We start from the raw sequence: 15842 nt of genomic DNA, 5'->3' as shown, positions 1-15842 counted from the left end.
AGGAGTGTTCACTGTGAGCCGCCTGCTATTGAACTGTGACATCGGCGAGAGCTTCGGCAGCTGGACCATGGGTCTGGATGCGGAAGTCATGCCCTTCATCGATTGCGCCAACATTGCCTGCGGGTTTCATGCCGGCGACCCGGGCATCATGCGCAAGACCGTCAGCCTGGCCCTGAGCCATGGCGTGCAGATCGGCGCGCATCCGGCCTATCAGGATCTGGTGGGTTTCGGTCGGCGCTCCATGGCTTACACCGCCCAGGAACTGCAAGACATCCTGCATTACCAGATCGGCGCCCTCGACGGCATTTGCCGCGCCCAGGGTGGCAAAGTCAGCTACGTCAAACCCCATGGCGCGATGTACAACGACATGATGGCCAACCCGGCGCAGTTGCGGGCGGTGATTCAGGCCGTCGCGGCTTACGACCGCAGTTTGCCGCTGATGCTGATGGCGACTCGTGACAACACCGCAGCGCAACAGCTCGGTGACGAGTACGGCGTGACCCTGTGGTTCGAAGCCTTCGCCGACCGCGCCTACGACAGCGCGGGCCGACTGGTGTCGCGACAACTGCCGGGTGCGGTGCACCACGATGCCGAAACCATCATTGCACAAGCGCTGACTATCGCCCGGGGCGACAACCTGACCGCCAGCGACGGCAGTGCGCTGCATTTGCAGGCCAACACCTTGTGCGTGCATGGCGACAACGCCGGTTCAGTGGCGGCCGTGCAGCGCATTCGTCAGGCCTTGAGCGAGCAGGGCATGCCATGAATCCGCGGGTGGAAGTGGTGGCAGTGGATTGCCTGATGCTGCGTCTGTTCGATGAAATCGCCGAGGCCAACATGCCGTGGATGCTCGCCGCCAGCGAGCGCTTGCGCACGGTATTTGGCGAGCATCTGATCGATCTGGTGCCGTCTTACACCACGTTGATGGTGCATTACGACCTGACGGCATTGAATCCGGGTCAGGCACGGGAGTTGATCGCCGAAGCGTTGATCGACCTGACGCCGAATGCGCGAACCGGCGGCCAGTGTCATGTGCTGCCGGTGTGGTACGACTCGAGTGTCGGCCCGGAATTGAGCCTGCTGTCGCAACGCAGCGGTTTGCCGGTGGAAGAGGTGATCCGCCGCCACAGTGGCCGTGAATATCAGGTGTTCGCGCTTGGATTTGCGCCGGGCTTCGCTTTCATGGGCCTGGTTGAAGAGGTGCTGGCCACACCGCGCCTGAATACGCCACGCAAAAAAGTCGCCGCCGGCAGCGTCGGCATCGCCGAGCGACAGACGGCCGCGTATCCGGTGGTGTCGCCCGGCGGCTGGAACCTGATCGGGCGCACGCCGGTAAAGCTGTTCGACCGCGAGCGCGAGGGTTACAGCCTGATGCAGCCCGGCGACACCGTGCGCTTCGAAGCGGTGAGCCATGCCGAATTCATTCGGCTCGGTGGTGACGACACGCCTCTGGAGGCCCTGGCATGAGCCGACTGACGATTGAAGCGAGCACGCCGTTGTGCCTGTTGCAGGACGCCGGGCGTTTTGGCGTGCGTCATCTGGGCGTGACCCAGGGTGGTGCGGCGGACTGGCGGTCGATGGCCTGGGCCAACTGGCTGTTGGGCAATGACCTGGATTGGCCGGTGATCGAAATCACCCTCGGCGGGTTTGCCGTGGTGGCGCAGGACGACTGTCTGCTGGCATTGGCTGGCGCCGATCTGGGGGCGCAGATCGACGGCGAAGCATTGGCGCCGTGGAGCAGTTTCAAACTGCGCAAAGGACAGAAACTGCAATTGACTCAGCCATTGCTCGGGGCTCGGGCCTATCTGGCGGCACCCGGTGGGTTCATAGCGCCGAAAGTGCTGGGCAGCCGTGCCACCGTGGTGCGTGAGGAACTCGGCGGTCTCGATGGTTTTGGCTTGCCATTGGCCAAGGGCGCTTCGCTGGATTATCAGGGCGAAACCCGGTTGGTGCGTGAGCTCCCGGCGGCCCATCGACCGGATCTGCGTCTCGACGCGCCGCTGGATCTGGTGCTTGGCGCACAAATCGGCCAGTTCAGCGGGCAGAGCCTGTTCGATGCATTCAACCGTGCCTGGACGCTGGACAGCCGCGCCGACCGCATGGGCATTCGCCTGTTGGGGACGGCGTTGCAGTATCAGGGCAAACCGATGATTTCCGAGGGCATTCCGCTGGGTGCGGTGCAGGTGCCGCCGGATGGGCAGCCGATCGTGTTGCTCAATGACCGGCAGACCATTGGCGGGTATCCGCGTTTGGGGGCGCTGACGCCGTTGGCGCTGGCGCGTCTGGCGCAGTGTCTGCCGGGGGAGAAAATCAGATTGCGCCCGGTGGTGCAGGAGGTCGCGCACCGGGAGCATGTCGAGTATCTGAAGCGCTTTTAGTTGTGGTGAGGGAGCTTGCTCCCGCTGGGGCGCGAAGCGGCCCCCTCCGTTGCGAAACGGAACGGGACTGCCAGGCAGTCCAGCGGGAGCAAGCTCCCTCGCCACAAATGCAGTGGTTACTTGGACAGAAACCGCATCCCTTCTTCCAGCCCGCGCAGGGTCAATGGATACATCTGATCCTCGATCAGATCCCGCACGATGTTGGTCGACGAGGTGTAGCCCCAGGTGTCTTTCGGGTACGGGTTGATCCAGATGAGCTTCTTGTACTTCTCCATGAAGCGCTGCATCCACACGTAACCCGGCTCTTCGTTCCAGTGTTCGACGCTGCCGCCGGCCTGGGTGATTTCATAGGGCGCCATCGCGGCATCGCCGATGAAGATCACCTTGTAGTCGGCGCCGTACTTGTGCAGCAGGTCCTGGGTCGATGTGCGCTCGGAGGTGCGGCGCATGTTGTTCTTCCACACCGATTCATAAATGAAGTTGTGGAAGTAGAAGTACTCAAGATGCTTGAACTCTGTCTTGCAGGCCGAGAACAGCTCTTCGCAGATCTTCACATGGGCGTCCATCGAGCCGCCGATGTCGAACAGCAACAACAGTTTCACCGTGTTGCGCCGCTCCGGGCGCATCTGGATGTTCAGCAGGCCGGCGTCCTTGGCGGTGTGGTCGATGGTGCCGTCGATGTCCAGCTCTTCTGCCGCGCCCTGGCGCGCGAATTTACGCAGGCGGCGCAGGGCGACCTTGATGTTGCGGGTGCCCAGTTCCACGGAGTCGTCGAGGTTCTTGTACTCGCGCTGATCCCAGACTTTCACCGCTTTGCCCTGGCGCTTGCCGGCATCGCCGACCCGGATGCCTTCCGGGTTGAAGCCACCGGAGCCGAACGGGCTGGTGCCGCCGGTGCCGATCCATTTGTTGCCGCCGGCGTGGCGTTCCTTCTGCTCTTCCAGACGTTTCTTGAACTCTTCGATCAGCTTGTCCAGGCCGCCAAGGGACTGGATCTGCGCGCGTTCCTCATCGGTCAGCGAACGCTCGAACTCCTTGCGCAGCCAATCTTCGGGGATCAGCGCCTGCAGGTGATCGTCGAGCTTTTCCAGGCCGTTGAAGTAGGCGCCGAACGCGCGGTCGAACTTGTCGAAATGCCGTTCGTCCTTCACCAGAATCGCCCGGGACAGGTAATAAAACTCGTCCATATCGGCGAAGGTCACGCGCTGTTTCAGCGCGTTGATCAGGTCGAGCAGCTCGCGCACCGAGACCGGTACCTTGGCTGCACGCATTTCATTGAACAGGTTGAGCAACATGGCGTCAGCCTCTTAACGGGTGCCGCGACGGCTCATGAACGCCAGGCGCTCAAGCAGTTGCACGTCCTGTTCGTTCTTTACCAGCGCACCGGCCAGCGGCGGGATCGCCTTGGTCGGGTCGCGTTCGCGCAGCACCGCTTCACCGATGTTGTCGGCCATCAGCAGTTTCAGCCAGTCCACCAGTTCCGAGGTCGACGGCTTCTTCTTCAGCCCCGGCACCTTGCGCACGTCGAAGAACACGTCCAGCGCTTCGCTGACCAGATCTTTCTTGATGTCCGGGTAGTGCACGTCGACGATTTTCTGCAGGGTGGCGCGGTCGGGGAAGGCGATGTAGTGGAAGAAGCAGCGGCGCAGGAAGGCGTCCGGCAGCTCTTTCTCGTTGTTGGAGGTAATGATGATGATCGGACGCTGTTTTGCCTTGATGGTCTCGTCGATTTCGTAGACGTAGAACTCCATCTTGTCGAGTTCTTGCAGCAGGTCGTTGGGGAATTCGATGTCGGCCTTGTCGATTTCGTCGATCAGCAGAATCACGCGTTCTTCGGACTCGAACGCCTCCCAGAGCTTGCCCTTCTTCAGGTAGTTGCGCACGTCGTGGACTTTTTCATTGCCCAGTTGCGAATCGCGCAGACGGCTGACCGCGTCGTACTCGTACAGGCCCTGATGGGCCTTGGTGGTGGACTTGATGTGCCAGGTGATCAGCTTGGCGCCGAACGATTCGGCCAGTTGCTCGGCGAGCATGGTCTTGCCGGTGCCCGGCTCGCCCTTGACCAGCAGCGGCCGCTCCAGGGTGATGGCGGCGTTGACTGCCAGCTTCAGGTCATCGGTGGCGACGTAGGCCTGGGTGCCTTCGAACTTCATCTGCTAATCCTCGAACGGTAACGCCGACCTGAACGGGCAGGGCGGAGGCGAAAAATCGGATGCCCGACTATAACGTGCAGCCCGGTCGACTGTGAACGCAGACGGCGTATTCAGTCTCTGAATGGGGCGTCACATGTTGACTCAGTTTCGGCACGGGGCCAGTATTCAGGTATCGCCGATTTGGCGATAGCCTTCGAGCATGTCTACTAAATACCGATTTCGCGAAAAATACCGCATTCAGTTGCGCGAGAAGGATCACCCGCCACCCCATGTTCACCTGACCGGTGGCGGAGTGGATGTGATGCTGAGCCTGGAAACCGTCGAGGTCATGATGGGCAAGGCACCGCCGCTGATCGTCAAGGAGGCGTTGGCATGGGTTTGGGCCCATCAGACACAATTGCTGGAGGACTGGAAACGATGTTACCCATGAAGCGGCCACGGTTGGCGGCTGTGAAGGCACTGGCTGATGCTCGCCTGTCACTGACCTTTATTGACGGCCAACAGATGAACCTGGACTTGAGCCGCGACCTCCAAACCTATCCGGGGCTCGCTCCGCTATTGGATAGTGAAGTGTTCGCAACCGCTGACTTGGGCGACGATGGCTGGAGCGTGGAGTGGCTGGAACCGGATATCCAGATTGGTGCCGATACTTTGTACAGGGATGCGTTGGCGCAAAATGCACCGGATGAAAACACTCGAATCTTTATGGACTGGCGCGCTCGCACGGGGTTACCGCTGAATCAGGCAGCCGAAGCGTTGGGTGTCAGTGCCCGCAGCATCAGTCGCTACAGCAATGGGCGGGAAGCCGTGCCGCGGTCATTGGCCCTGGCCTGCCTGGGTTGGGATTCATTGCAGGAGAAACCTGCGCTGATCGCGGCAGAGGATACTGGACGCTACATCGTCAACCGAAAAACTTAGCCCGTATCGGGCTTCGGCCGCTCATACCGCGCATTGAAAGCCTGGATGAATCCGTTGCGCAGAATCTGCAAAAACGCTTCGAATGCGCTGATATTTTGCTGATGCACACTGCCACTGAGTTCGACCCGGGTCGCAAACTGATTTTTGGCCTGGTTTTTCAGCACGGTTTCAGTACCGCCTACCAGCGCCTCCCAGACCGAGCGGAAGATGCTTTTGTTCTTGTTTTCCACATCCTGCTGCCAGTTGAACACTTCAACATCGCGCAGCAGGGGTTTGATGTAGCCCGTGAGCTGGGCTTTTTTGGCCTGCGCCTCGATGACCACATCGCCGTGGCCCGCGTTGAAGTCGAATTTGCCGTAGGCCGAGGCGAAGTCGTTCATGCGCTTGAGTTCGAGATCGCGGGCCCGCAGGCGAAATTCGAAGTCTTCGAAGTTGCTCAGCGGATCGAAGGTGGCGGAGGTTTCCAGCGGCGCCTGGCCCAGCAGCAGGGCCTTGCCTTCGAAGCGGGCGTCGCGTTTGCCCTTGGTGTCGACCACGTTGGTCAGGTTGTAGATGCTCGCTTCGACGTTCGTGGCATTCATGTTCACCGGCGGTTTGGAGTTGAAGTTGCGGAAACTGATGCGGCCATCGTGGATCTGCACTTCGTCGAGGGTAATCGGCAACAGCTTGCCCAGCTGGGCGCGCCAGTCGGTGCCTTTACCGGTCTGGGAGTTCTGTTTGTTGGCGCCGCCATCGACGAAGTTGACTTCCGGTTTGAAGAACTTCACTTGGGCTACCACCGCATGGTCGTACCACAATGAATGCCAACTGACGGACAAGTCGATCAACGGCGCGTTGACGAACGGCACCGGTACCTTGCCGTCGACCTTGACGATCTTCAGGCCGTTGATCTTGTACGCACCACGCCACAGGGCCAGGTCGACGTCGGTAATTTGCCCACGGTAGTCGCCCATGTTGGCCAGTTTGTCGTTCAGATAGTTGCGCACGAGGTAGGGCAGGGCGATGTGCAGAGCGACCAACAGGACGACGACAATAGTGAGGATCCACAACGGCCAACGGTAGCGACGCTTCATGGTGGCATTTTCCTTGCGATGTAAAGCGATTGACTGTTGGCGGTTGCAGACGTTCGACCCGACTGGACTGCCAGGAGCAACAGGCTTACCTTGGAGAGCTGAATTCCACGCTGTACAAGGACCCAGCCATGAGCCGCATTTTTGCTGACAACGCCCATTCCATCGGCAATACGCCGCTGGTGCAGATCAATCGCATTGCGCCCCGTGGCGTGACCATTCTGGCCAAGATCGAAGGTCGTAACCCGGGCTACTCGGTCAAGTGCCGGATCGGCGCGAACATGATCTGGGACGCCGAAAGCAGCGGCAAACTCAAGCCGGGCATGACCATCGTCGAGCCGACCTCGGGCAACACCGGCATTGGCCTGGCGTTCGTCGCCGCCGCTCGCGGTTACAAACTGATGTTGACCATGCCGGCCTCGATGAGCATCGAGCGGCGCAAGGTGCTCAAGGCGCTGGGGGCCGAACTGGTGCTGACCGAACCCGCCAAGGGCATGAAGGGGGCGATCGAAAAGGCTGCCGAGATCGTGGCCGGCGATCCGGGCAAATATTTCATGCCGGCCCAGTTCGATAACCCGGCCAACCCGGCCATCCATGAAAAAACCACCGGTCCGGAAATCTGGAACGACACCGACGGTGCCATCGACGTGCTGGTGGCGGGCGTCGGCACCGGCGGAACCATCACCGGTGTATCGCGGTATATCAAGAATACGGCGGGCAAACCGATTATCTCGGTGGCAGTGGAACCCGTGTCTTCGCCGGTGATCAGTCAGGCCCTGGCCGGCGAAGAAATCAAACCGAGTCCGCACAAGATTCAGGGCATCGGCGCTGGTTTCGTGCCGAAGAACCTTGACCTGTCGATGGTGGACCGGGTCGAGCGCGTCACCGACGAAGAGTCCAAGGTCATGGCGCTGCGTCTGATGCAGGAAGAGGGAATTCTGTGTGGCATTTCCTGCGGCGCGGCGATGGCGGTTGCGGTGCGCCTGGCGGAGACCCCGGAAATGCAGGGCAAGACCATTGTGGTGGTGCTGCCGGACTCGGGTGAACGTTACCTGTCGAGCATGCTGTTCAGCGACCTGTTCACCGATCAGGAGAACCAGCAGTAAGCGTACCGTTGATTCAGGTCAGCCAGGATTCAGGCTCGTTATGTTAATTAGTGCTTTGTTGCGCAATTCTTAACACTGAATCTTGGGTCGGGCGGGTTTTTCCCGGCGCCGGTAGTGTTTATCATGGCCGGCCGCCATGCCGGGTGAGTGACATGGCGTGGCGTTGTCTTTTTTCAAGGAGTCGTTGATGACCTTTTCGTTGGCCGCCAAGGTATCGGTGTTGCTGCTGTTCGTGAGCAGCATCCTCTACGTGCATTTGCGCGGCAAGGCGCGTTTGCCGGTGCTGCGCCAGTTCGTCAACCACTCGGCGCTGTTCGCTCCGTACAACGCGTTGATGTACCTGTTTTCCGGCGTGCCGTCCAAACCGTATCTGGATCGCAGCAAATTTCCGGAACTGGACGTGCTGCGCGACAACTGGGAAACCATCCGCGACGAAGCCATGCACCTGTTCGACGAGGGCTACATCCGCGCCGCCGAAAAGAACAACGATGCCGGTTTCGGCTCGTTCTTCAAGAAAGGCTGGAAGCGCTTCTACCTCAAGTGGTATGACAAACCGCTGCCATCGGCCGAGGCTCTGTGCCCGAAAACCGTGGAGCTGGTCAGTGCCATCCCCAACGTCAAAGGCGCGATGTTCGCGCTGTTGCCAGGCGGCAGCCACTTGAACCCGCACCGCGATCCGTTCGCCGGTTCCCTGCGCTACCACCTGGGGTTGTCGACCCCCAACTCCGACGATTGCCGGATCTTTGTCGACGGTCAGGTCTACGCCTGGCGCGACGGTGAAGACGTGATGTTTGACGAGACCTACGTGCACTGGGTCAAGAACGAAACCGAGCAGACCCGCGTCATTCTGTTCTGCGACGTCGAGCGTCCGCTGAGCAATCGCCTCATGACCCGCATCAACCGCTCCATCAGCGCCTGGCTGGGCCGGGCGACCGCACCGCAAAACCTCGACGACGAGCGCGTCGGCGGGATCAACCAGGCCTATGCCTGGAGCAAGAACTTCAGTGACAAGTTCAGCGGCGTGGTCAAACAGTGGAAACGCCGCAATCCAAAGGCCTACCGTGTGATGCGGCCGGTGCTGGCGGTGGTGGTGTTGACGTTGCTGGGGTATTGGCTGTTTGGGTGAGGCTGGATTTGAAAGCATGAAAAAGCCGCTCACAAGGAGCGGTTTTTTATTGCCTGCGAGTCAGCGCCGTCCAGCGAGAACGTCGGGCTCGCCTTCGATACCTGTAGTCAGTAGCTGAAGAAAACGCTGCTGATTGGTTGATAGCTCAGAGGAAGCAAGCCTTTCATCCGTTTTGATTGATCGTTTCTTGGTAGGGGATTTTTTCACGGATCTGCGCATGAGCCCGCCCTCGTTGATCATTACTTGAACAGTTTTCACGATACTTTACTCTCGACTGCGAGGACAAGGCGGCCTTCCAAATCAAATTTGAAGCCGAGTTTTGTATAAACAGGCATTGCTTCTTGTAGTGGCTCCTGGACTTCAATCCACTTACTGCCGATTATTTGCGCAAACTCATCAATGGCCATCATCGCCAGAACCGAAATACGCTTTTTAAGTGGGTGAAGCGCTCCGGGTTGTCCCTCCAGTCGCACGATTCAAATTCTCTGGCGGCTTTTATTTGGGTTGGCGAAACACAGTCCGCACAGCTGTTCTTCAAACCAGATCGCGATATCCAGGGATAAGGGTTCTCGTGACTTCCATGCGGCAATCTCTCGCCAGCAAAAGTGTGGATTCTCCCAAAGCTCAAAGGCGCTCAATGCTATGGCATCAATGGGTTCGAAGCGGATCTTTGAAAAATCTGTTCCGTCATGAAACTGCATTCTGTGAGTCGCGATACCTGCCTGCTTTCTGGCCTCTGACCGATACAACTGATACCGCAAATACGTCCTTTCTCTTGGCATATGATTTCGAGCATTCCATGTCTCCCCATCAGTGGGTGTAGCCGTTGCTCAACAGCCTATTCAGTTTTCGCTCATCCGTCGCTGGCGGCCCTTTGCCCAAGTCATTGCAATCCATGTCGCAGGCTGGTTATAGTCGGCGCTCGTGAGTCCCACGACTCACCTTTCCATCCCTCGAAAAAGATCAGCCCAATGCCTGCATCCCTCTTCAACGCGGTAGTCGATTCAGCGGTCAACGCTGGCGTCGTGCCGTGCGGGAATCAGCAGCCTGTGCAGATCAGTCATTACCCTCCACCTGTCAGCAGCACGCCGGTGTGCGCAGTCGTATCACCGCTGGGCGTGGGTGTTTCGCGCTGATCAGCGTTTTCTGCTGACCCCTGCGCCCGCCTGAAAAAACCTACTGAATTTCAGCTTCGGCTGAGTTGGCTATTTGCCTGACTACAGGTGGTATTCATGTTTGTCCTTTCGAAAAAATCCGCGCTCGCGGCGGCGTCCACGAGCCTGTTCGTCCTGCTGTGGAGCAGCGGGGCGATCTTCTCCAAGTGGGGGCTGGCCCACGCTTCGCCCTTTGCCTTTCTGCTGATCCGATTTGTGATCGCCCTGTGCGGGCTGGTGTTGCTGGTGCCGTTGCTCAGGCTGAAGCTGCCCAAGGGTCGCAGGCCGATGCTGTATGCGATGGCTACCGGGGTGGTGCTGTTGGGGGCGTATCAGATTTTCTATCTGTTGGCGCTGGACTTGAAAGTCACCCCCGGCGTGATGGCGACCATCATGGGCGTACAACCGATCCTCACGGTGGTGATCATGGAGCGCCAGCGCTCGGCGAGCCGGATTTTCGGTCTGGCGCTTGGGCTGGCCGGTCTGATCATGGTGGTTTACCAGGGCATCGGTCTGGCCGGAATGTCCTTGGCGGGCATGCTGTTCGGGCTGTTGGCACTGGCCAGCATGACGTTCGGCTCGATCATGCAGAAACGCATTACCGACAACCCCCTCGGCACGCTGCCAGTGCAATACCTGGCGGGGCTGTTGCTGTGCGGGATCTTCGTGCCGTTCCAGCCTTTCCACTTCGAGCACAGCGCCGGTTTCATCGTGCCGGTGTTGTGGATGGGACTGGTGGTTTCGGTGCTGGCGACCTTGCTGCTGTATCGACTGATCGCCCGGGGCAATCTGGTGAATGTCACCAGCCTGTTCTATCTGGTGCCGGCGGTGACGGCAGTGATGGACTATCTGATCTTCGGCAATCGGCTGGCCGCGCTGAGCGTGCTGGGGATGTTGTTGATCATCGTCGGTCTGGTGTTCGTGTTCCGTAAATCGGCGTAACAGCCGCGCATGAAAAAGGCCCGGGAGGAAACTCCCGGGCCTTTGTCTATCTGGCGATCAGCGAGCGGTGGCTTCGGCCGGCTTCACCGCCGTCGGTTTCAACACCAGCCACAACGCTATCGCGATCAATACTCCGCCATACAGATGAGCCATCGACAGCGGTTCGTCGAGAAACAATGCGCCCCACAGTACGCCGAACGGCGGGATCATGAAGGTCACGGTCATCGATTTCACCGGCCCGATGGAACTCAGCAGGCGGAAGTAAATGATGTAGGCAAATGCGGTGCAGCCCAGGCCAAGGCCCAGCAGTGACAGCCAGACAGGCCAGCCGCCCCAGCTCATCGGTGGTTGAGTGATGACGCTGTAGCCGAACAGTGGCAGCAGGAACAGCGTGGCACCGAGCATGCTGCCCAGCGCCGAAAGACGGCTGTCGAGCCCGCCGGCCTGATCCAGCCAGCGCCGGGCGAGGAATCCGGCGAACCCGTAGCAGGTCGTTGCGAGCAGACAGGCTAAGGCACCCATCAGCAGCGGCAGATCGAACGCCACGGGGCCGGCGCGGGTCAGCACGCCCACGCCAAGCAGACCCAGGAATACCCCGGCCAGTTTGGCCACCGTGAGTTTTTCACTGAAGAACAGCCCGCCGATCAACACGCCCATCAACGGCGTGGTGGCGTTGAAGATTGCCGAATAACCGGCCGGCAGCACTTGAGCCGCGACGGAATACATCGTTGCCGGCAGCCCTGAATTGATCACCCCCAGCAGCATCACGGTCTTGAGTTTGCCTTTGAAATCCCAGCTGATACGCATCAGACCGAGGATCACCAGCAAACCGGCAGCCGCGATCGAAACCCGGAAAAAGCCGGTCGGAACGGTGCCGATCGCCGGGGCGATGATGCGCATGAACAGGAAGCTCGCCCCCCAGATCGCGGCCAGCGACAACATGCGGAAAATATCGACAGGGCTCACGGGCAACTCCTTCCATTTCGGGGACGAGAGTGTTGCCGAGCGCCCTGACGATGGCAACCGCTGATCGGGCATTTAATTTCTTCGTCAGAGCACGAAGCGCGTCACCAGCCCGTTGAGGTCGACCGCCAGGCGCGACAGTTCCTGACTGGCGGCCGACGTCTGGGTGGCGCCGGCGGCGGTCTGGGTCGACAAGTCGCGGATGGTCACCAGGTTTTCATCGACTTCCCGGGCCACCAGGGCCTGCTGTTCGGCGGCGCTGGCGATTACCAGGTTGCGCTGGTTGATCTGCGAGATCGACGCGGTGATTTTCTCCAGTGCCTGACCGGCGCTGTTGGCCCGGCGCAGGGTCTGGGTGGCCTGCTCGGCGCTGCTTTGCAAGGCGCCGACCGTGGCGCCGGTGCCTTGCTGGATGCTGCTGATCATCAGCTCGATTTCCTCCGTGGAGTTCTGCGTGCGCTGAGCCAGCGAGCGCACCTCATCGGCCACGACTGCGAAGCCGCGTCCCGCTTCTCCGGCACGCGCCGCTTCGATGGCGGCATTGAGCGCCAGAAGGTTGGTCTGGCCGGCGATGCCGCGAATCACTTCCAGCACTTTGCTGATGTCCTGAGCCTGAGTCGCCAGGCCTTCGGCCTGTTCAGATGCACCGAGCACCGCGCTGACCAGTTCCTGAATCGAACTGATGGTCTCACTGACCTGCACATGCCCGTGCTTGCTGTCCTCGTTCGAGGCCTCGGACGCTTCGGCGCTGGACACCGCGTTGGCCGCGACCTCGTCCACCGCCGTGCTCATTTCGGTAACCGCCGTGGCCGCCTGTTCGATCTGGTCGTTCTGCTGTTGCAGGCCACGGGTGCTTTGCTCCATGACTGAACTCATTTCCTCGGCGGCGGAGGCCAGCTGTTGCGCCGACTCGCTGATGCCGCGAATGGTCGAACGCAGATTGCCCTGCATCTCGGCCAGGGCCTTGAGCAGTTGCGCCGCTTCATCCCGACCCGCGCTGTCGATAGGAGCGCTGAGATCACCGGAGGCAATCCGCCTGGCCACGCTCAATGCCTGATTGATCGGCGCGGTAATGCTGCGGGTCAGGAGCCACGCCAGCAGCAAGGTCGCAACCAGGGCGATGACGATGATCGTCGCGACGATCCACAGCGACTGTTGATAGGTTGCCGCCGCCGCTTTGGCAGCGGCATCGGCGCCTTGCTGATTGAGGGTGATCATTTGCTCCAGGGTTTTGTCGAGCACGTTGCCCTGGGGGGCCAGTTCCGTGGTCAGTCGTGCATAGGCCTGATCGCTCTGCCCGGCGTCGATCTGTTTGATGATCTGGTCAAGGATGCTCAGGTATCTGGCCGTGTCTGTGCCCAGCGTTTCCAGCATCGTCCGCTCCTGATCGTTGGCGATCAGGGTTTTGTGATCGTCGAGGCGCTTCAGCAATTCCTGACGCTGTGCCGTCAGCAGGCCTTTGCTGCGCTCGCGCACGGCAGCCTGGGTACTCGTGATCAGGCGCAGGGCTTCGAGGCGGATGCTGGCGATGTTTGCCGCCGCGTCGTGAATGCTTTCGATGCTGGGCATCCATGACTCTTCGATGACTGCCGCGCTTTCACGCAGGGCTTTCATCTGGCCCAGGCCGAACAGGCCCACCACCATCAGCAGACCGGCCAGAACGGCAAAACTCAAACTGGCGCGCAAACCTGTGCGCAGGTTCCGGATAGACATCAATGTGCTCCTTGGACGTTGAGAAAGAAGGCGTCCTCGTGAGCCGAGGATCTTGTTGTGAGGCGGGTGATGGTGGGTTGTATATCAAAGTGCCATCATCTTGGTAAGGTCACGACGCAATCAAGGTCACGGGCAGTGGGCAGGAATGCCCAAACCGGGCAAAGCCGCGAGATAGAGATGTCGCTGCCTGATTGGATCCGAAACCCGCAGGATCAGTGGGCTGGCGCCGAACGATGGGAAGGGCTGATGGGCGTGTTTGCTGACCGAACAGTCGAATAAAAAAACTTTGATAAAAACTGTGTCGCTGTACAACACGGTCGCGGAAATGGCAGAAATTACGCTTCTCCTGCCACCGGTTCCGTGGCTAAGCTCAGGCCTTCGAGCACAGATTCTTCAATTCCCGCAGAGGTCTCATCCATGCCGCAGCAATGGCCAGCCACCGACATCGCCCGCATGATCCTCGATGGCTTTGACGATTACCGCGAGCATTTCCGGCGGATCACCGATGGTGCCCGGGAACGCTTCGAGCAGGCGCGCTGGCAGGAAATACAAACGGCGTCGGCGGCGCGGATCAACCTCTACGAAGAAAAGGTCGGTGAAACCGTCGCCCGCCTGCGCGAGTATTTCGAGGCGGACACGCTGATGGAGGTCAGTTGCTGGCCGCTGGTGAAAAGCGCCTACATCAGCATCATTGATCTGCGCTTCGACGATGAACTGTCCGAGACCTGGTACAACTCGATTTTCTGCGGCCTGTTCAGTCACGACCTGATCAGCGACGGCTGCATGTTCATCCACACCACCCGGCCGAGCCTGCGCCGCGCCCGAGCCGCGCAGACCCGCACCTACAAGCCCCATGGGCAACTGTCGGGCATGCTCGCAAGTATCTTTGCCGATTACCGTTTCAGCGAGGATTACGCTGACCTGCCCCGGGATCTGCAGCGCCTGGAAGCGCAATTGCGCGAGAACCTGCCGGACTGGGTGTGCAAGGACCCGGAACTGAGCGTCGAGCTGTTTTCCTCGGTGCTGTACCGCAACAAGGGCGCCTATCTGGTCGGGCGCATCTTCACCAACGACGACCAGTGGCCACTGGTGATTCCGTTGCTGCACCGCGAGGGGCGGGGGATTCAGATCGACGCGCTGATCACCGACGAAGCCGACGTGTCGATCATCTTCTCGTTCACCCGTTCCTACTTCATGGTGGATGTGCCGGTGCCGGCGGAGTTCATCGGCTTCCTCAAACGCATCCTGCCGGGCAAGCACATCGCCGAGCTGTACACCTCGATCGGTTTCTACAAACACGGTAAATCCGAGTTCTATCGCGCCCTGATCAACCACCTGGCCAATACCGACGACCAGTTCATCATGGCCCCGGGCGTGCGCGGCATGGTCATGAGCGTGTTCACGCTGCCGGGCTTCAACACCGTGTTCAAGATCATCAAGGATCGTTTCTCGCCGTCGAAAAACGTCGACCGCGCCACGGTGATCGAGAAATACCGGCTGGTGAAAAGCGTCGACCGGGTCGGGCGCATGGCCGATACCCAGGAGTTCGCCGATTTTCGTTTTCCACTGAGCAAATTCGATCCGGCGTGTCTGGCCGAGCTGCTGGAAGTCGCGCCGTCGACCGTGTCGCTGGAAGGCGAAACCGTGCTGATCCGTCACTGCTGGACCGAGCGCCGCATGACGCCGCTGAACCTTTATCTGGACAACGCCAACGAAGCCCAAGTGCGCGAAGCGCTGGAGGATTACGGGCTGGCGATCAAGCAACTGGCGGCGGCCAATATCTTCCCTGGCGACATGCTGCTGAAGAACTTCGGTGTCACCCGTCACGGCCGGGTGGTGTTCTATGACTATGACGAGATCTGCTTCCTCACCGAAGCCAACTTCCGCCACATCCCGCCACCGCGCACGCCGGAGGACGAAATGGCCTCCGAACCGTGGTATTCCATCGGACCGCTGGATGTGTTCCCCGAGGAGTTTCCGCCGTTTCTGTTCGCCGATGCGACGCAACGCAAACTGTTCGATCAGTTGCATGGCGAGCTGTACAACGCCGACTACTGGAAGGGCTTGCAGGAGGCGATCCGGGCCGGAAAAGTCATCGATGTCTTCCCGTATCGGCGCAAGGGCCTCGATAACGAATAACACTGCGAGCGAACACTCTGTGGCGAGGGAGCTTGCTCCCGCAGGGCTGCAAAGCAGCCTTGGAACCACCCCTCCGTCCCGGCCGCGGGTGCTTCGCCCACGAGCGGGGGGCAACTCCCCCCCCCCCCGAGAAACCAAAACTGCCCCAAACCCGCCCTTGCGCCCCCACACCACCGCAAT

The 15842-nt window shown here is 60.1% G+C and carries 17 protein-coding genes; 10 read left to right on the top strand and 7 right to left on the bottom strand.

All coding sequences use genetic code 11. The features are described from left to right. Positions 1–13: 13 nt before the first annotated feature. Genes ACK6BI_RS19990 through ACK6BI_RS19980 form a run of 3 tightly spaced genes read left to right on the top strand, consistent with a single transcriptional unit; the run spans position 14 to position 2378 of the window. Positions 14–766: a 5-oxoprolinase subunit PxpA gene (locus ACK6BI_RS19990; RefSeq protein ID WP_409318421.1), complete on the top strand. Its 753-nt coding sequence runs from the start codon at positions 14–16 to the stop codon at positions 764–766. After that, positions 763–1467 (top strand): 5-oxoprolinase subunit B family protein, encoded by a 705-nt coding sequence (locus ACK6BI_RS19985; RefSeq protein ID WP_409318420.1) that lies wholly within the window; start codon positions 763–765, stop codon positions 1465–1467. Before ACK6BI_RS19990 ends, ACK6BI_RS19985 begins: the two co-directional genes overlap by 4 nt. After that, positions 1464–2378, top strand: a complete 915-nt coding sequence (locus tag ACK6BI_RS19980; RefSeq protein ID WP_409318419.1) for a biotin-dependent carboxyltransferase family protein — start codon at positions 1464–1466, stop codon at positions 2376–2378. Before ACK6BI_RS19985 ends, ACK6BI_RS19980 begins: the two co-directional genes overlap by 4 nt. 116 nt (positions 2379–2494) lie before the next feature. On the opposite strand, the gene ACK6BI_RS19975 is transcribed toward ACK6BI_RS19980, so the two are convergent. Both ACK6BI_RS19975 and ACK6BI_RS19970 read right to left on the bottom strand, forming a co-directional pair. Further along, positions 2495–3673, bottom strand: a complete 1179-nt coding sequence (locus ACK6BI_RS19975) for a VWA domain-containing protein (protein WP_007956512.1) — start codon at positions 3671–3673, stop codon at positions 2495–2497. A 12-nt stretch (positions 3674–3685) separates the two neighbouring features. Next, the gene (locus tag ACK6BI_RS19970; protein ID WP_409318418.1) at positions 3686–4531 is read right to left on the bottom strand and encodes an AAA family ATPase; all 846 of its coding nucleotides are present in this window, start codon (positions 4529–4531) and stop codon (positions 3686–3688) included. A gap of 199 nt (positions 4532–4730) precedes the next feature. Here ACK6BI_RS19970 and ACK6BI_RS19965 point away from each other — a divergent pair, with 199 nt between their 5' ends. After that, positions 4731–4961 (top strand): DUF4160 domain-containing protein, encoded by a 231-nt coding sequence (locus tag ACK6BI_RS19965; protein WP_409318417.1) that lies wholly within the window; start codon positions 4731–4733, stop codon positions 4959–4961. Beyond that, the gene (locus tag ACK6BI_RS19960) at positions 4949–5449 is read left to right on the top strand and encodes a helix-turn-helix domain-containing protein (RefSeq protein WP_409318416.1); all 501 of its coding nucleotides are present in this window, start codon (positions 4949–4951) and stop codon (positions 5447–5449) included. The genes ACK6BI_RS19965 and ACK6BI_RS19960 overlap by 13 nt, the downstream gene beginning before the upstream one ends. Here ACK6BI_RS19960 and ACK6BI_RS19955 read toward each other — a convergent pair. Next, complete coding sequence (locus tag ACK6BI_RS19955; protein ID WP_409318415.1) at positions 5446–6522, bottom strand: DUF748 domain-containing protein; 1077 nt, start codon at positions 6520–6522, stop codon at positions 5446–5448. The genes ACK6BI_RS19960 and ACK6BI_RS19955 overlap by 4 nt on opposite strands. 128 nt (positions 6523–6650) lie before the next feature. Here ACK6BI_RS19955 and cysK point away from each other — a divergent pair, with 128 nt between their 5' ends. Both cysK and ACK6BI_RS19945 read left to right on the top strand, forming a co-directional pair. Next, positions 6651–7625, top strand: coding sequence for a cysteine synthase A (cysK, locus tag ACK6BI_RS19950; protein ID WP_409318414.1), 975 nt, complete (start codon positions 6651–6653; stop codon positions 7623–7625). Between the two features lie 187 nt (positions 7626–7812). Continuing rightward, positions 7813–8751, top strand: coding sequence for an aspartyl/asparaginyl beta-hydroxylase domain-containing protein (locus tag ACK6BI_RS19945; protein WP_409318413.1), 939 nt, complete (start codon positions 7813–7815; stop codon positions 8749–8751). 254 nt (positions 8752–9005) lie between these two features. Here the strand turns inward: ACK6BI_RS19945 and ACK6BI_RS19940 are convergent, their stop codons facing one another. Further along, positions 9006–9224 carry a hypothetical protein gene (locus tag ACK6BI_RS19940; protein WP_409318412.1) on the bottom strand — a complete coding sequence of 73 codons (219 nt, stop codon included), beginning with the start codon at positions 9222–9224 and terminating at the stop codon, positions 9006–9008. 3 nt (positions 9225–9227) lie between these two features. Next, on the bottom strand, positions 9228–9452 hold the full coding sequence (locus ACK6BI_RS19935) for a hypothetical protein (protein ID WP_409318411.1): 225 nt from the start codon (positions 9450–9452) through the stop codon (positions 9228–9230). 270 nt (positions 9453–9722) lie between these two features. On the opposite strand from ACK6BI_RS19935, the gene ACK6BI_RS19930 reads away from it, so the two are divergent. After that, positions 9723–9887 carry a hypothetical protein gene (locus ACK6BI_RS19930; protein ID WP_409318410.1) on the top strand — a complete coding sequence of 55 codons (165 nt, stop codon included), beginning with the start codon at positions 9723–9725 and terminating at the stop codon, positions 9885–9887. 96 nt (positions 9888–9983) lie between these two features. Further along, complete coding sequence (locus ACK6BI_RS19925) at positions 9984–10847, top strand: DMT family transporter (RefSeq protein ID WP_409318409.1); 864 nt, start codon at positions 9984–9986, stop codon at positions 10845–10847. Positions 10848–10904: 57 nt separating this feature from the next. On the opposite strand, the gene ACK6BI_RS19920 is transcribed toward ACK6BI_RS19925, so the two are convergent. Together ACK6BI_RS19920 and ACK6BI_RS19915 are read right to left on the bottom strand one after the other, a co-directional pair. After that, positions 10905–11813: a DMT family transporter gene (locus ACK6BI_RS19920; protein ID WP_409318408.1), complete on the bottom strand. Its 909-nt coding sequence runs from the start codon at positions 11811–11813 to the stop codon at positions 10905–10907. Positions 11814–11897: 84 nt separating this feature from the next. Continuing rightward, on the bottom strand, positions 11898–13454 hold the full coding sequence (locus tag ACK6BI_RS19915) for a methyl-accepting chemotaxis protein (RefSeq protein ID WP_409318484.1): 1557 nt from the start codon (positions 13452–13454) through the stop codon (positions 11898–11900). Positions 13455–13940: 486 nt separating this feature from the next. Between ACK6BI_RS19915 and aceK the strand changes: the two genes are divergently transcribed. After that, positions 13941–15662, top strand: coding sequence for a bifunctional isocitrate dehydrogenase kinase/phosphatase (gene aceK, locus ACK6BI_RS19910; RefSeq protein ID WP_409318407.1), 1722 nt, complete (start codon positions 13941–13943; stop codon positions 15660–15662). Positions 15663–15842 lie beyond the last annotated feature (180 nt).

The organism is Pseudomonas sp. KCJK9016 (assembly GCF_046231795.1).
Classification (GTDB): Bacteria; Pseudomonadota; Gammaproteobacteria; order Pseudomonadales; family Pseudomonadaceae; genus Aquipseudomonas; species Aquipseudomonas bananamidigenes.
This window is presented reverse-complemented; position numbering and strand designations above follow the sequence as displayed.

Bases quoted from the DNA above. Each gene is read 5' to 3' on its own strand.
- aceK (WP_409318407.1), top strand. From the start codon at position 13,941: ATGCCGCAGCAATGGCCAGCCACCGACATCGCCCGCATGATCCTCGAT.
- ACK6BI_RS19970 (WP_409318418.1), bottom strand. From the start codon at position 4,531: ATGAAGTTCGAAGGCACCCAGGCCTACGTCGCCACCGATGACCTGAAG.
- ACK6BI_RS19980 (WP_409318419.1), top strand. From the start codon at position 1,464: ATGAGCCGACTGACGATTGAAGCGAGCACGCCGTTGTGCCTGTTGCAG.
- ACK6BI_RS19925 (WP_409318409.1), top strand. From the start codon at position 9,984: ATGTTTGTCCTTTCGAAAAAATCCGCGCTCGCGGCGGCGTCCACGAGC.
- ACK6BI_RS19945 (WP_409318413.1), top strand. From the start codon at position 7,813: ATGACCTTTTCGTTGGCCGCCAAGGTATCGGTGTTGCTGCTGTTCGTG.
- ACK6BI_RS19935 (WP_409318411.1), bottom strand. From the start codon at position 9,452: ATGCAGTTTCATGACGGAACAGATTTTTCAAAGATCCGCTTCGAACCC.
- cysK (WP_409318414.1), top strand. From the start codon at position 6,651: ATGAGCCGCATTTTTGCTGACAACGCCCATTCCATCGGCAATACGCCG.
- ACK6BI_RS19985 (WP_409318420.1), top strand. From the start codon at position 763: ATGAATCCGCGGGTGGAAGTGGTGGCAGTGGATTGCCTGATGCTGCGT.
- ACK6BI_RS19915 (WP_409318484.1), bottom strand. From the start codon at position 13,454: ATGGTGGTGGGCCTGTTCGGCCTGGGCCAGATGAAAGCCCTGCGTGAA.
- ACK6BI_RS19930 (WP_409318410.1), top strand. From the start codon at position 9,723: ATGCCTGCATCCCTCTTCAACGCGGTAGTCGATTCAGCGGTCAACGCT.
- ACK6BI_RS19965 (WP_409318417.1), top strand. From the start codon at position 4,731: ATGTCTACTAAATACCGATTTCGCGAAAAATACCGCATTCAGTTGCGC.
- ACK6BI_RS19960 (WP_409318416.1), top strand. From the start codon at position 4,949: ATGTTACCCATGAAGCGGCCACGGTTGGCGGCTGTGAAGGCACTGGCT.
- ACK6BI_RS19975 (WP_007956512.1), bottom strand. From the start codon at position 3,673: ATGTTGCTCAACCTGTTCAATGAAATGCGTGCAGCCAAGGTACCGGTC.
- ACK6BI_RS19955 (WP_409318415.1), bottom strand. From the start codon at position 6,522: ATGAAGCGTCGCTACCGTTGGCCGTTGTGGATCCTCACTATTGTCGTC.